Annotated in this window: 12 protein-coding genes and 5 tRNA genes; 4 read left to right on the top strand and 13 right to left on the bottom strand. The window is 70.8% G+C overall.

Annotated features, from left to right (window positions below):
* The first annotated feature begins 108 nt into the window (after positions 1 to 108).
* Both cofC and ACIQMV_RS07775 read left to right on the top strand, forming a co-directional pair.
* A complete protein-coding gene (gene cofC, locus ACIQMV_RS07780) occupies positions 109 to 747 on the top strand; it encodes a 2-phospho-L-lactate guanylyltransferase (RefSeq protein WP_402591898.1) in 639 nt (212 codons plus the stop codon).
* A gap of 9 nt (positions 748 to 756) precedes the next feature.
* On the top strand, positions 757 to 960 hold the full coding sequence (locus ACIQMV_RS07775; RefSeq protein WP_141358005.1) for a hypothetical protein: 204 nt from the start codon (positions 757 to 759) through the stop codon (positions 958 to 960).
* Positions 961 to 1,091: 131 nt separating this feature from the next.
* Here the strand turns inward: ACIQMV_RS07775 and ACIQMV_RS07770 are convergent, their stop codons facing one another.
* The 4 genes from ACIQMV_RS07770 to leuC form a co-directional block, all read right to left on the bottom strand.
* Positions 1,092 to 1,730, bottom strand: a complete 639-nt coding sequence (locus ACIQMV_RS07770; RefSeq protein WP_402591897.1) for an HU family DNA-binding protein — start codon at positions 1,728 to 1,730, stop codon at positions 1,092 to 1,094.
* 136 nt (positions 1,731 to 1,866) lie between these two features.
* Positions 1,867 to 2,097, bottom strand: coding sequence for a hypothetical protein (locus ACIQMV_RS07765; protein WP_141358009.1), 231 nt, complete (start codon positions 2,095 to 2,097; stop codon positions 1,867 to 1,869).
* Between the two features lie 308 nt (positions 2,098 to 2,405).
* Complete coding sequence (leuD, locus tag ACIQMV_RS07760) at positions 2,406 to 2,999, bottom strand: 3-isopropylmalate dehydratase small subunit (protein ID WP_402591896.1); 594 nt, start codon at positions 2,997 to 2,999, stop codon at positions 2,406 to 2,408.
* Between the two features lie 5 nt (positions 3,000 to 3,004).
* Positions 3,005 to 4,429, bottom strand: coding sequence for a 3-isopropylmalate dehydratase large subunit (gene leuC, locus ACIQMV_RS07755; protein ID WP_402591895.1), 1,425 nt, complete (start codon positions 4,427 to 4,429; stop codon positions 3,005 to 3,007).
* Between the two features lie 187 nt (positions 4,430 to 4,616).
* On the opposite strand from leuC, the gene ndgR reads away from it, so the two are divergent.
* On the top strand, positions 4,617 to 5,333 hold the full coding sequence (gene ndgR, locus ACIQMV_RS07750; protein ID WP_141358015.1) for an IclR family transcriptional regulator NdgR: 717 nt from the start codon (positions 4,617 to 4,619) through the stop codon (positions 5,331 to 5,333).
* A 202-nt stretch (positions 5,334 to 5,535) separates the two neighbouring features.
* Here the strand turns inward: ndgR and ACIQMV_RS07745 are convergent.
* From ACIQMV_RS07745 to ACIQMV_RS07705, 9 genes are all read right to left on the bottom strand, one after another.
* Positions 5,536 to 5,608, bottom strand: a tRNA-Glu gene (locus tag ACIQMV_RS07745).
* Between the two features lie 28 nt (positions 5,609 to 5,636).
* Positions 5,637 to 5,708: transfer RNA gene (locus ACIQMV_RS07740), tRNA-Gln, on the bottom strand.
* A gap of 20 nt (positions 5,709 to 5,728) precedes the next feature.
* Positions 5,729 to 5,801: transfer RNA gene (locus ACIQMV_RS07735), tRNA-Glu, on the bottom strand.
* 62 nt (positions 5,802 to 5,863) lie between these two features.
* Positions 5,864 to 5,936: transfer RNA gene (locus tag ACIQMV_RS07730), tRNA-Glu, on the bottom strand.
* Between the two features lie 38 nt (positions 5,937 to 5,974).
* Positions 5,975 to 6,046, bottom strand: a tRNA-Gln gene (locus ACIQMV_RS07725).
* A gap of 90 nt (positions 6,047 to 6,136) precedes the next feature.
* Positions 6,137 to 6,871, bottom strand: coding sequence for an HAD family hydrolase (locus ACIQMV_RS07720; RefSeq protein WP_402591894.1), 735 nt, complete (start codon positions 6,869 to 6,871; stop codon positions 6,137 to 6,139).
* Positions 6,872 to 7,042: 171 nt separating this feature from the next.
* Entirely contained in the window at positions 7,043 to 8,527 is a 1,485-nt protein-coding gene (gltX, locus tag ACIQMV_RS07715) for a glutamate--tRNA ligase (protein WP_402591893.1), read from the bottom strand.
* On the bottom strand, positions 8,520 to 9,305 hold the full coding sequence (locus tag ACIQMV_RS07710; protein ID WP_141358021.1) for a fumarylacetoacetate hydrolase family protein: 786 nt from the start codon (positions 9,303 to 9,305) through the stop codon (positions 8,520 to 8,522). The genes gltX and ACIQMV_RS07710 overlap by 8 nt, the downstream gene beginning before the upstream one ends.
* A 158-nt stretch (positions 9,306 to 9,463) precedes the next feature.
* Complete coding sequence (locus tag ACIQMV_RS07705; protein ID WP_172632828.1) at positions 9,464 to 9,652, bottom strand: hypothetical protein; 189 nt, start codon at positions 9,650 to 9,652, stop codon at positions 9,464 to 9,466.
* Between the two features lie 601 nt (positions 9,653 to 10,253).
* On the opposite strand from ACIQMV_RS07705, the gene ACIQMV_RS07700 reads away from it, so the two are divergent.
* Positions 10,254 to 13,357: nitrate- and nitrite sensing domain-containing protein (locus ACIQMV_RS07700; RefSeq protein WP_402591892.1), on the top strand; the 3,104-nt coding region annotated here is incomplete at its 3' end.

Genomic DNA, 13,357 nt, shown 5'->3' with positions numbered 1-13,357 from the left:
GGAGCGCTCTTGGAAGGAGCTTCGCGCCCCTCCCCCTTCCCGGTCCCCCGGACGGTCCGGGGGGACTCCGGGAGACAATGACGACCACACGAGAGGGGCGGAACGCCGGTGCAGTGGACCTTGGTCATCCCCCTGAAGCCCTTGACCCGGGCCAAGAGCAGGCTTTCGGACACCGCCGGCGACGGGGTGCGTCCCGGCCTGGCCCTCGCCTTCGCCGTGGACACGGTGGCGGCCGCGCTGGCCTGCCCCGCGGTGGCGGATGTGGCGGTCGTCACGGACGACGCCGAGGCCGGGCGGGAGCTGGCGGCACTGGGCGCCCGGATCGTCGCCGACGAGCCGCGGGCCGGTCTGAACGCCGCGCTCGCGCACGGAGCGGCGGCCGTACGGGCCTCGCGCCCCCGAAGTCCGGTGGCGGCCCTGAACGCCGATCTTCCCGCGCTGCGACCCATGGAATTGGCCCGGGTCCTGGAGGCGGCCGCGCAATTCCCGCGGGCATTTCTCGCGGATTCCGCGGCCATCGGCACGACTTTGCTGGCGGCGTCCCCCGGGCATCCGCTGCTCCCGGCTTTCGGCGCCGATTCCCGGGCCCGCCACCGGGCGTCCGGCGCGGTGGAACTGTCCCTTCAGGCGGTGGAATCCGTGCGCCGGGACGTGGACACCGGACACGACCTGCGGGCTGCGCTGGCCCTCGGTGTGGGACCGCGGACGGCCGCCGCCGCCGCGCGACTGCCGGTCCCGGGACAGTAGGCTGCCGTCATGCACGCGACCGCATACACGTACGACCCCGAAAGCCGCAGCGGGCAGGTGCTCCTGGACGACGGCACCCCGGTGCCCTTCGACGCGCCGGCGTTCGACGCGGGCGGTCTGCGGCTGCTGCGGCCGGGGCAGCGGGTGCGGATCGAGACCGAGGGCGAGGGGAACGGCCTGCGGATCACCCTGGTGACGCTGCAGACCTTCTGAGCAGGCAGGAAGGCCGTCCGGTCGGCGCGAGAGGCCCTTCCCCACCGGGCGGACCGGGCCGGGCGTGCCCGAACACGCCGCGGGCCGGGCTCCCTCGGGAGTCCGGCCCGGCGCGTGAGTACCCTGCGCCGCTACTTGCCGCGGGCGGTGGTCTTCTTGGCGGTGGTCTTGCGGGCGGTCGACTTCTTGGCGGGGGCCTTCTTGGCCGTCACCTTCTTCGCCGGCGCCTTCTTGGCCGTGGTCTTCTTGGCGGCGGCCTTCGTGGCCGTCGTCTTCTTGGCGGCCGCCGTGGTCTTCTTCGCCGCCGCGGTGGTCTTCTTGGCGGTGGTCTTCTTCGCCGCCGCGGTGGTCTTCTTGACGGCGGCCTTCTTCGCCGCCGCGGTGGCCTTCTTCGCCGCGGCCTTCTTGCCGACGGCCTTGGCAATGGTGGCGGTCGGGCCGGACAGGCTGCCCTTGGGCGCCTTCTTGACCGCGATGTCGTGCTTCGGGAGCTTCTTCGAGCCGCTCACCAGGTCCTTGAAGCCCTGGCCGGCCCGGAAGCGGGGAACGGAGGTCTTCTTGACCCGCACCCGCTCACCCGTCTGCGGGTTGCGCGCGTAACGGGCGGGACGGTCGACCTTCTCGAAGGACCCGAAGCCGGTGACCGAGACCCGGTCTCCCGCGACGACCGCGCGGACGACGGCGTCCAGAACCGCGTCCACCGCATCGGCGGCCTGCTGGCGGCCGCCCATCTTGTCGGCAATCGCTTCTACGAGCTGCGCCTTGTTCACGTCTTCCCCTTCGGAGACCTTGCCGGAACGAAAGTGTTCAAGCGTTTTCGCACGTTAGGCAGATATATACCGCAAATCAAACACGAAACGGGCTAATCACCCTTGTGCCGCAACGGACTCGACAGCCTCGGGCTGTTCAGCCTTCCCCGCCGGGGATTCGCCCCTGGTCGAGGTCTGCCGTGAACCGCTCCAGACGCCTTGTCGCACCGGCGAGATCGTGCTTGGCCGCGGCCGTAATGACCAGCAGCTTCCGGGTCAGCGCCATCCGTACGCTCTCCGGGACTTGCAGTGCGCGCACCCTTTCGTGCGCTTCCTTGAGCTGGGCCGCGACCGCCGTATAGAGCTCGAGTTGGCCGTCGTTGTCCATGCACAGATTGTGCCATCTGGGGCGAGTTGTCGCCTGCGCTGGGGGGCAACTGACGCCTGTGACGGCCATCCGGGCGGCCGCGGCGGGCGGGGGCCGGAACCTCGTCTACCCCAGCAATAACCCGCTTAACGTGGGAAGTTGAGTGCCTCGACGGCGGCGCGCCGGGTGGTACGGGCGCCAAAACGGCTGTACCCCCGATCGCCTCGATCGGGGGTACAGCGGGGTCGTACGGTGGCCGAAAGTCGACTTGTCACAGCGCCGGGGGGCGGTGTCCGGCTCGGCGGCCGGTCATCGGCCGGGGCCCTGGATCAGACCGGCAGGGTGCGCGGCTTGAAGGCCGGGCGCTTCGCCTCGTAGGCGGCGATCTCGCTCTCGTTCTGGAGGGTGATGGAGATGTCGTCCAGGCCGTTCAGCAGCCGCCAGCGGGAGTTCTCGTCCAGCTCGAAGGAGGCGGTGATCCCCTCGGCGCGCACCTCGCGGGCGACCAGGTCGACGGTCACCTCGACCTCGGGGTCCTTCTCGGTGAGCTCCCACAGCGCGTCCACGACCTTCTGGTCCAGGACCACGGTCAGCAGACCGTTCTTCAGCGAGTTGCCCCGGAAGATGTCCGCGAAGCGGGAGGAGATCACGGTCTTGAAGCCGTAGTTCTGCAGCGCCCAGACGGCGTGCTCGCGGGAGGAGCCGGTGCCGAAGTCGGGGCCGGCGACCAGGACCGTGGCGCCGCGGCGCTCCGGACGGTTGAGCACGAACTCGGGGTCCTTGCGCCAGGCCTCGAACAGCCCGTCCTCGAACCCGTCGCGGGTGACCTTCTTGAGCCAGTGGGCGGGGATGATCTGGTCGGTGTCGACGTTGCTGCGGCGCAGCGGGACGGCCCGGCCGGTGTGGGTGGTGAAGGCTTCCATGATTCTCAGACTCCAGCGGGCGTGGGGGCGTCGGACAGGTCGGCCGGGGAGGCCAGGTGGCCGAGGACCGCGGTGGCCGCGGCGACCTGCGGGGAGACCAGGTGCGTGCGGCCGCCCTTGCCCTGCCTGCCCTCGAAGTTGCGGTTGGAGGTGGAGGCGGACCGCTCGCCGGGGGACAGCTGGTCGGGGTTCATGCCCAGGCACATCGAGCAGCCCGCGTGCCGCCATTCGGCGCCGGCCTCCTTGAAGACCACGTCCAGGCCCTCGGAGACGGCCTGGAGGCCCACGCGCGCGGAGCCGGGGACGACCAGCATCCGTACGCCGTCGGCGACTTTGCGGCTCCGCAGGATCTCGGCGGCGGCGCGCAGGTCCTCGATGCGGCCGTTGGTGCAGGAGCCTACGAAGACGGTGTCCACACCGATGGAGCGCAGCGGCTGTCCGGCCTCCAACCCCATGTATTCCAGGGCCTTTTCGGCGGCCAGGCGCTCCGATGCGTCTTCGTACGAAGCCGGGTCGGGGACGGCGGCCGAAAGCGGCGCGCCCTGGCCGGGGTTGGTGCCCCAGGTGACGAACGGGGACAGTGCGGCGGCGTCGATGACGACCTCGGCGTCGAAGACGGCGTCGTCGTCCGTGCGCAGGGTCTTCCAGTACGCCACGGCGGCGTCCCAGTCCTCGTCCCGGGGGGCGTGCGGGCGGCCCTGGAGGTAGGCGAAGGTGGTCTCGTCGGGGGCGATCATGCCCGCGCGGGCGCCGGCCTCGATGGACATGTTGCAGATGGTCATCCGGGCCTCCATCGAGAGCTTCTCGATGGCGGAGCCGCGGTACTCCAGGACGTAGCCCTGGCCGCCGCCGGTGCCGATCCTCGCGATGATCGCCAGGATCAGGTCCTTGGCCGTGACACCCTCGGGCAGTTCGCCCTCGACCGTGATCGCCATGGTCTTCGGGCGGGCCATCGGCAGGGTCTGGGTGGCGAGCACGTGCTCGACCTGGGAGGTGCCGATACCGAACGCCAGCGCGCCGAAGGCGCCGTGCGTGGAGGTGTGCGAGTCACCGCAGACCACGGTGGTGCCCGGCTGAGTCAGGCCCAGCTGCGGTCCCACCACGTGGACGACGCCCTGCTCGACGTCGCCCAGCGGATGCAGCCGCACCCCGAAGTCGGCGCAGTTCTTGCGCAGCGTCTCCAGCTGGACACGGGAGACGGGGTCCGCGATGGGCTTGTCGATGTCGAGGGTCGGGGTGTTGTGATCCTCGGTCGCGATGGTCAGGTCGAGCCGGCGCACGGTTCGGCCGCTCTTGCGCAGGCCGTCGAAGGCCTGGGGGCTGGTCACCTCGTGCAGCAGGTGCAGATCGATGAAGAGGAGATCGGGCTCGCCCTCGGCGCGCCGGACGACGTGGTCGTCCCAGACCTTCTCCGCGAGTGTCCTACCCATCGCTTTCCCTCCGGCCGGACGCCAAGGGCGCCGGCCCAACTAGAGATCTTGAGGATGCGGCACCCGCGCCCCCTCCGGGCGTCCGCCGCCGAGCCCGTCGGTCCACGGGCCGCCATGACTTCCAGAGTGGCGTGTTCCACGGAAAATTGAACTTGCGTTTCACAGAGTGAGACGCAAGTATCGTTGCATGGACAACAGTAGCGGCGTCGGCGTTCTGGACAAGGCAGCCCTTGTCCTGAGCGCTCTGGAGTCCGGTCCGGCCACCCTCGCGGGCCTGGTCGCGTCCACCGGACTGGCACGACCCACGGCCCACCGGCTGGCCGTGGCGCTGGAACACCACCGCATGGTGGCGCGCGACATGCAGGGCCGGTTCATCCTCGGCCCGCGCCTCGCGGAACTGGCCGCGGCCGCGGGCGAGGACCGTCTGCTGGCCACCGCCGGGCCGGTGCTCACGCACCTGAGGGACGTGACGGGCGAGAGCGCGCAGCTCTACCGCCGCCAGGGCGACATGCGCATCTGCGTCGCCGCGGCCGAGCGCCTGTCCGGCCTTCGGGACACCGTCCCGGTCGGCTCCACGCTCACGATGAAGGCGGGCTCCTCGGCCCAGGTCCTGATGGCCTGGGAGGAGCCGGAGCGGCTCCACCGCGGCCTCCAGGGCGCCCGCTTCACGGCGACGGCCCTGTCGGGCGTACGGCGCCGTGGCTGGGCCCAGTCCATCGGCGAGCGCGAGCCGGGCGTCGCGTCCGTCTCCGCGCCCGTGCGCGGCCCCTCGAACCGCGTGGTGGCCGCCGTCTCGGTCTCCGGCCCCATCGAGCGCCTCACCCGCCACCCCGGCCGCATGCACGCCCAGGCGGTCATCGACGCCGCCGCGCGCCTGTCCGAGGCCCTGCGCCGCTCCGGCTGACGCGAGAAACCGCGAGGGCCGGCCTCAACGCCGCGGCAGGCCCTTCCGGCAGCCGACTCCCCCACCCGCCGACCCACCGACCGGCTCCGGTCGAGACCCACGACGAGCAGGCACCCGCCCCTGCGCAGCCCACGGGGGCGGGGAGCGGGAACTCTGCGGAAATGCCGAAGGGCCCTCCCGAGGGAGGGCCCTTCCGACTGCGTACCCCCGACCGGATTCGAACCGGCGCTACCGCCTTGAGAGGGCGGCGTGCTAGGCCGCTACACAACGGGGGCGTGGACACTGCGTTTCCGCAGGTCCGAGCTGGTCTACCTGGACTCGAACCAAGACTAACTGAACCAGAATCAGTCGTGCTGCCAATTACACCATAGACCAATGATGGTTTAGACCAGTCGTACCCCCGACCGGATTCGAACCGGCGCTACCGCCTTGAGAGGGCGGCGTGCTAGGCCGCTACACAACGGGGGCCCTAGCGATCCTGCATCGGAAACAACGGGTGCGACCCGGATTGTCCCCGCGAGAAGGATCTGTACCCCCGACCGGATTCGAACCGGCGCTACCGCCTTGAGAGGGCGGCGTGCTAGGCCGCTACACAACGGGGGCCTGCGGATAAAATCCGCGGTGCAGATGAGCTCTGCGAGCTGGCCTACCTGGACTCGAACCAAGACTAACTGAACCAGAATCAGTCGTGCTGCCAATTACACCATAGGCCACTGAAAAGCAAGATCTTGTGGGGATCCTGTTTTAGTGTTGCACCCGCGGTTCCGGACCTTCGGCCCGCGCCCCGCGGCGCAGGAAGAACATTACCTGAAGGTGGACGGGGCTCCAAAACGAGTATCGGAGCCGAGGATCGCGGGCAGTTCGGCGAGCGAAGTGATCCGGTGCCGGCCCGCGCCGTCGTGGTCTCCGGCGTGCACGCCCGCGCGGTCGATCCAGACCGACAACAGCCCGGCCCCGGCGGCGCCCCGCCCGTCGATCTCCGGGTGGTCGCCGACGTACGCCACCTGGTGCGGGCCGAGTTCCAGTGCCTCGCAGGCCGCGTGGAACGCCCGCGGCTCCGGCTTGGACACCCCGAGTTCGGCGGCGCACAGCACGGTCTCGAAGCGGTCGCGCACGCCGAGGGCGCGCAGCTTGCGCTCCTGGACGTGGATGCTGGAGTTGGACAGCACGGCGTGCCGGTGGCTGGCGGCGAGCGCGTCCAGGACGGGCAGCACGTCCGGGAAGAGCGCCCAGGCGGCCTCGTAGTGGCCCAGGTAGCGCTCGAACCACGCGTCGGTCTCGTCGTCGGTCAGCTCCGGCCGGGCGAGGAAGTCCCGCACCCGGTCCCGCCGCTGCTCCTCGAAGGTCGCCTCCCCCGCCGAGAACCGCGCCCACTGCGCGTCGGTGATCCGCCGCCAGTGGGCCAGGGCCTCCTCCGCGGTCCCGTACCCGTCCAGCTGTCCCTCGGCCACCAGGTGCGCCCGCATGCCGGCCCGGTCGGCGGTCGTGTAGTCGAAGAGGGTGTCGTCGACGTCCCACAGGACCGCTCTGATCGCCATGTCACCGACGGTACCGTCCGGACCGCCGCGCGGGGGCGGTCCGCTGAAAGATCCGTTTCCCGGCAGGCGGTGCCGAACGCCGAGGGGCGGCACCCCGGCCGGGTGCCGCCCCTCGCGCGTACCTGTGACAGCCGTACCTGTGACGGCCGTATCCGTGTCAGCGCCGCATGCTCACGCCGCCAGCCTCGCCAGCGCCGCGTCGATGCGGGCCAGGGTCCTCTCCTTGCCCAGGATCTCGAGGGACTCGAAGAGGGGCAGGCCGACCGTGCGGCCGGTGACGGCCACGCGGACCGGGGCCTGGGCCTTGCCGAGCTTGAGGCCGTGGGCCTCGCCGGCGGCCAGGACGGCCTCCTTCAGGGAGTCGGGGGAGGTCCAGTCGGCCGGCTCCAGCTTCTCCCGGGCGGTGCGGAGCAGGGCGTCCGAACCCTCCTTCATCGCCTTGGTCCAGCTCGGCTCGTCGAAGACCGGCTCGGGCAGGAACAGGAAGTCCACGTTGTCCGTGATCTCGGACAGGACCTTCAGACGCGTCTGCGCCTGCGGGGCGACCGCCTGCCACTTGGTCTCGTCGAAGTCCTCCGGGGCCCAGGGGGCGAACGGGGCCTGGAGCCAGGGACGGCAGCGCTCGGTGAAGTCCTTCGCGTCGAGCAGCCGGATGTGGTCGGCGTTGATCGCCTCGCACTTCTTCAGGTCGAAGCGGGCCGGGTTGGGGTTCACGTCCGCGATGTCGAAGGCCGCGACCATCTCCTCGACGGAGAAGATGTCCCGGTCGGCGGAGAGCGACCAGCCGAGCAGGGAGAGGTAGTTGAGCAGGCCCTCGGGCAGGAAGCCGCGCTCGCGGTAGAGGTTCAGCGACGACTGCGGGTCGCGCTTGGAGAGCTTCTTGTTGCCCTCGCCCATCACGTACGGCAGGTGGCCGAAGGACGGGATCTCCTTGGCGATGCCCAGCTCCATCAGCGCCTTGTACAGGGCGACCTGGCGCGGGGTGGAGGAGAGCAGGTCCTCTCCGCGCAGGATGTGGGTGATCTCCATGAGCGCGTCGTCGACCGGGTTGACCAGGGTGTACAGCGGAGCGCCGTTGGCGCGGACGATGCCGTAGTCCGGGACGTTCTCCGGGGTGAAGGTCAGCTCGCCGCGGACCAGGTCGGTGAAGGTGATCGTCTCGTCGGGCATGCGGAAGCGGACGATCGGCGCCCGGCCCTGGGCCTTGTACTCCTCCACCTGCGCGGCGGTCAGGTCGCGGCAGTGGCCGTCGTAGCCGGACGGCTTGCCGGCCGCGCGGGCGGCCTCGCGGCGGCTGTCCAGCTCCTCCTGGGAGCAGTAGCAGTGGTAAGCGTGGCCGGCCTCGAGCAGCTTGTGGGCGACGTCCTGGTAGATGTCCATGCGCTGCGACTGCCGGTACGGCGCGTGCGGTCCGCCGACCTCGGGGCCCTCGTCCCAGTCGAAGCCCAGCCAGCGCATCGCGTCGAGCAGCTGGTTGTAGGACTCCTCGGAGTCGCGGGCCGCGTCGGTGTCCTCGATGCGGAAGACCAGAGTGCCCTGGTGGTGCCGGGCGAACGCCCAGTTGAACAGGGCGGTGCGGACCAGGCCCACATGGGGGTTACCGGTGGGAGACGGGCAGAAACGGACGCGTACGGGGGAGTCGGATGCGCTAGCCACGCTTGACAACCTTGTTGGTGAGAGTGCCGATGCCTTCGATGGTGACGGCGACCTCGTCGCCGACGTTGAGGGGGCCGACCCCAGCCGGGGTGCCCGTGAGGATCACGTCGCCGGGGAGCAGCGTCATGGCCTCGGAGATGTTGACGATCAGATCCTCGATCGGGTGGATCATCTCGCTGGTGCGCCCCAGCTGCCGCTGCTCGCCGTTGACGGTGAGCTGGATGGTCAGGTCGGCCGCGGCGGTGAGGTCGATGTCCGTCTCCACCCAGGGGCCGAGCGGGCAGGAGGTGTCGAAGCCCTTGGCCCTGGCCCACTGCTTCTCGCGCCGCTGCACGTCGCGGGCGGTGACGTCGTTGGCGCAGGTGTAACCGAAGATCACGTCCTTGACGCGCTCGCGCGGGACCTCGCGGCACATGCGGCCGATGACCACGGCCAGCTCGGCCTCGTGGTGCAGCTCCTGGGAGAAGGAGGGGTACTGGATCGGGTCGCCGGGGCCGATCACCGAGGTGGACGGCTTGAAGAAGGCGAACGGCGCGTCGGGCACCTCGTTGCCGAGTTCGCGTGCGTGCTCGGCGTAGTTGCGGCCGAAGGCCACGACCTTGTTGGGGAGCACCGGCGGCAGCAGCCGTACCTTGCTCAGCGGCACCCGGGTGCCGGAGAGCTCGAAGTCCGCGAACGGGATGCCCTTGATGATGTCGAGGACGAGTTCGTCCGGCTTGTCGCCCTCGACCGCGCCGAAGGCGACGTTCCCGTCGATGGAGAACCTGGCGATGCGCACGGGTTGCTTGGCCCCTTGACTGAAGCGGCTGGAGTCTGACGCTCCAGGCTAACGCGGCCGGGACCCCGGACCTCGCGCCATGACGGCGCACGGGGCACGAAGGCGGGGCGCCCCGAGTGCGGGACGCCCCTGGATCTCCGGCGTGGCCGGAGCGCGTGCTACTCCGCGACGGCGGCCGCGACGGGCGCCTCCATGAGGACCGTGCGCCGGGGGTTGGCGGTCTGCCCGGGGAGGGAGACGGAGTGCTCCGGCTGCTCCGGCGTCGACAGCGCGTCGGCTCCTTCGAGGTGCATCAGCGTCGTGCGCCGGGGGTTGGCTATGGTGCGGAACATCATCGTCGTCTTCACGGTTGTACGAGACCTTGTCGTCTTCGGGCACCGGGAGGTCCGCATGACCCCCGCGCGGGCGCCGGTTGTCGGATTTGCCATCCCTGTAAAGCGTCAGGCTAAACATTCAATTCCCGGCCGAAGACGTGAAGAGCCCGTGATGTCGGTGTGAGTTTGCTCACGAACGCCTCGGCAATCCAGACAATTCATGAGCGCGTTCCCTGCCGCCGAATCGGACATTGACCCACTGAAGCCATCATTCCGCTCCCGATCATGGCGACTGGGACACCTCAAGTGACTCGCGGGTACGTAGCGAAATGTCCCCTATACGGGAGATCACTTTCCACATCAGGTAATCCGTCACTCACGGGCTGTCACGGAGGTCACAGCCTGGTCCACATGCCTTGTTGGAGATCCGGCACTGTGCTGGAATGCCACGGACCGCTGCAGGATCGAGCCGGCGCGCAGGGGGCGCAACGCAGCGCCGAGCGGCGGTGAGAAGGGGGAACCAGCGCCGGTCACTCACGACCATCCGGGAAGCGTGTTCAGGGCGCTTCCCACAACGCCGACACCGTCCTTCCGCTCGCGCGGAGGGGCGCCTGGTCCAGAGGTTGCGACGCTAGTGCAGGGACGTTTCAAGAGGGATGGCAGCGCTTCGGCGGAGCCGGAGCCGCACGGCGGGACTGGCCCCATGGCCGTCAGCTCCTCGCCCCAGCACGCCCAGAACCCGGCCCCGGCCGGCGACGGCGCAGAGCGCCCCGGACGCTCGGGCACGACCGGCCCGGCGGGTGCGTCGGCGTCGTCGAGCCAGGCTCCGGCGGCCAAGAAGACCGGGAGCCAGGGGCCGTCGGGCCCCGGCTCGCGCATGGCCCTGCGCAACTGGCGCATCTCCACGCGACTGGTGTCGCTGCTCGCCCTGCCCGTGGTCGCCGCGACCTCGCTCGGCGGGATGCGTATCAGCCAGAGCATGGACGACATCCAGCAGCTCGACAACATGAAGCTGCTGACGGAGATGACCAAGCAGGCCACCGAACTGGCCGCCGCGCTCCAGGAGGAGCGCGACCAGTCCGCCGGCCCGCTGGCGCAGCGCTCCAGCGCGGCCGCCATCACCATCAAGGGCTACCGGGACCGGACCGACCGGGCCCGGGACAACTTCGTCTCCGCGTCCGAGGAGATCGACGCCGCCAGCAAGGACGGCAACCTCCTCGGTGTCCGCGACACCCTCGTCGGCCTGGCGAGCGACCTCAACGGCCTCACCAAGATCCGCAAGGACGCGTACCAGGCCGAGGAGAACTCGGCCCGGACGGTCGAGAGCTACCACCGGCTCATCACCGAGCTGCTCGCCCTCTCCCAGGACATGGCCGAGGCGACCAGCAACCCGCAGATGATCCAGCGGACGCGTGCGCTGGCCGCCTTCTCCTCCGCCAAGGAGTACGCGTCCGTCCAGCGCGCCGTCATCGCCGCCGCGCTGCCGGCCAACAACACCAGCGCCGGCAAGCTCTCGGAGAACGACCGCCTCTACGCCCAGCAGGCGCTGGAGAGCCAGACCTCCGACCTCAACGGCTTCCGCAACATCTACGGGGAGGGCTCCGAGGAGCTCATCAAGCCCATCGAAGAGGGCAACCCGACGATCCTGTCCGCGGACACCTACGCCAAGCGCGTCCTGGACAACCCCGAGGGCCTGAAGCAGGCGAACAAGCGCTCCTACCGCGACTGGGTCGACGACAGCTCCACCAAGATCCAGCAGATGAAGAACATCGAGCACACGCTGCTCGAGGAGATGGAGCAGAAGGCCCGCGAGCTGCGCAGCGCCACCGAGTACGACGCCATCGTCTCCGGTGCGCTGATCCTGCTCGTGCTCGGCGTGTCGCTGGTCGGCGCCTTCGTCGTGGCCCGCTCCATGATCCGCTCGCTGCACCGGCTCCAGGAGACCGCCACCAGGGTCGCCCAGGACCGTCTGCCCGAGCTGGTCCGGCAGCTGTCCGAGTCCGACCCGCAGGACGTGGACACGTCCGTGGAGTCGGTCGGTGTGCACTCCCGGGACGAGATCGGCCAGGTGGCCGCGGCCTTCGACGACGTGCACCGCGAGGCGGTCCGCCTCGCCGCCGAGCAGGCCCTGCTGCGGGGCAACGTCAACGCGATGTTCACCAACCTCTCGCGCCGCTCCCAGGGTCTGATCCAGCGCCAGCTGTCGCTGATCTCCGAACTCGAGTCCCGCGAGGCCGACCCGGACCAGCTGTCCTCGCTGTTCAAGCTCGACCACCTCGCCACGCGCATGCGCCGTAACGGTGAGAACCTCCTCGTCCTCGCCGGTGAGGAGCCCGGCCGCCGCTGGACCCGTCCGGTCCCGCTGGTCGACGTGCTCCGCGCCGCCGCGTCCGAGGTGGAGCAGTACGAGCGCATCGAGCTGGCCTCGGTGCCCGGCACCGAGGTCGCCGGCCGGGTCGTCAACGACCTCGTGCACCTGCTCGCCGAGCTGCTGGAGAACGCGACCTCGTTCTCCTCGCCGCAGACCAAGGTCAAGGTCACCGGTCACGCGCTGCCCGACGGGCGGGTGCTGATCGAGATCCACGACACCGGTATCGGTCTGTCCCCGGAGGACCTCGCCGCGATCAACGAGCGGCTCGCCTCGCCGCCCACCGTGGACGTGTCGGTCTCCCGCCGCATGGGTCTCTTCGTGGTCGGTCGTCTGTCCCAGCGCCACGGCATCCGCATCCAGCTGCGCCCCTCCGACTCCGGTGGTACGACCGCTCTGGTCATGCTGCCCGTCGACGTCGCCCAGGGCGGCAAGAAGCCGGGCGCGGGCAAGCCCGGCGGCCCGTCCGCGGGCGGTCCGGCCGCCGCGGCTGCCGCCGCCGGCGCCGCAGCGGCTCGCCGGCAGGGCGGTCAGCAGGGCGGCGGAGCCCTCGGCGCGGGCGGTCAGCAGGGCGGGGCCGGCCGGCTCGGTCCCGGAGCCGCTCCGCGCGGCCAGGTCGGCGGCGGCCAGGGTCCGCGGGCCGCGCTGCCCGGCGCCGGCCGCCAGGGCGGTCCGAACGGACCGCGTGGCCAGCAGGGTCCGGGGCAGCCTCAGCAGGGCCGCCCGGCCGCTTCGGGCATGGCTGGCGGCTTCGGCGGCCAGGCACCCGGCGGGCCGCAGGGTCCGCAGGGTCCCGGTGCGGGCGCTCCGCAGGGCTTCGGCGACGGCCGGCACCCGGCCGCCTCGCAGGGCTTCGGCGACGGACGCCGCCAGGACGCCTTCGGCGGCCCACGCGGCGGCGTTCCCCCGCAGCGCGGAAACGGCGCGGAGACGGGCCGGCAGCCGCAGTTGCCGCCGCGCGGTGGCCCGCGCGCCGAACTGCCGGGCGGCAACGGGCCGTCCCGTACGCAGGGTTGGGGCGACGAGAACGCTCAGGGCCGGGCCGCTCTGGACGCGCCGCGCGGCCACGACGAGCAGGACCCGTCGCAGACCTCCCGGATGCCGCGGATCGACGACCGGCAGGGACCCGGTTCGACGGCCGAGATGCCCCGCTTCGACGACCACCAGGGACCCGGCTCCGCAGCGGATACCTCGGCGTTTCCCCGCCCCGACTTCAACGCCCCCCACCCGGGTGCCAACGACGCCCAGAACACGGGCGAGTTCGTCCGCTCGGACGTCTACGGTCCGGCCGGGCAGAACAACCCCGCCGACACGGGCCGGTTCGCGGCCCAGCAGGGGTACGACAACGGCTCCACGGGGCAGTTCGCCGC

The organism is Streptomyces sp. NPDC091412, assembly GCF_044756885.1.
Classification (GTDB): domain Bacteria; phylum Actinomycetota; class Actinomycetes; order Streptomycetales; family Streptomycetaceae; genus Streptomyces.
Note: the sequence above shows the minus strand (reverse complement) of the source record. Positions and strands in the feature narration are given on the sequence as shown.

What these genes read in the sequence shown, in the direction of transcription:
- ACIQMV_RS07775 (WP_141358005.1), top strand. Translation starts at nt 757, where the DNA reads ATGCACGCGACCGCATACACGTACGACCCCGAAAGCCGCAGCGGGCAG.
- ACIQMV_RS07765 (WP_141358009.1), bottom strand. Translation starts at nt 2,097, where the DNA reads ATGGACAACGACGGCCAACTCGAGCTCTATACGGCGGTCGCGGCCCAG.
- leuD (WP_402591896.1), bottom strand. Translation starts at nt 2,999, where the DNA reads ATGGAAGCCTTCACCACCCACACCGGCCGGGCCGTCCCGCTGCGCCGC.
- leuC (WP_402591895.1), bottom strand. Translation starts at nt 4,429, where the DNA reads ATGGGTAGGACACTCGCGGAGAAGGTCTGGGACGACCACGTCGTCCGG.
- ndgR (WP_141358015.1), top strand. Translation starts at nt 4,617, where the DNA reads ATGGACAACAGTAGCGGCGTCGGCGTTCTGGACAAGGCAGCCCTTGTC.
- ACIQMV_RS07720 (WP_402591894.1), bottom strand. Translation starts at nt 6,871, where the DNA reads ATGGCGATCAGAGCGGTCCTGTGGGACGTCGACGACACCCTCTTCGAC.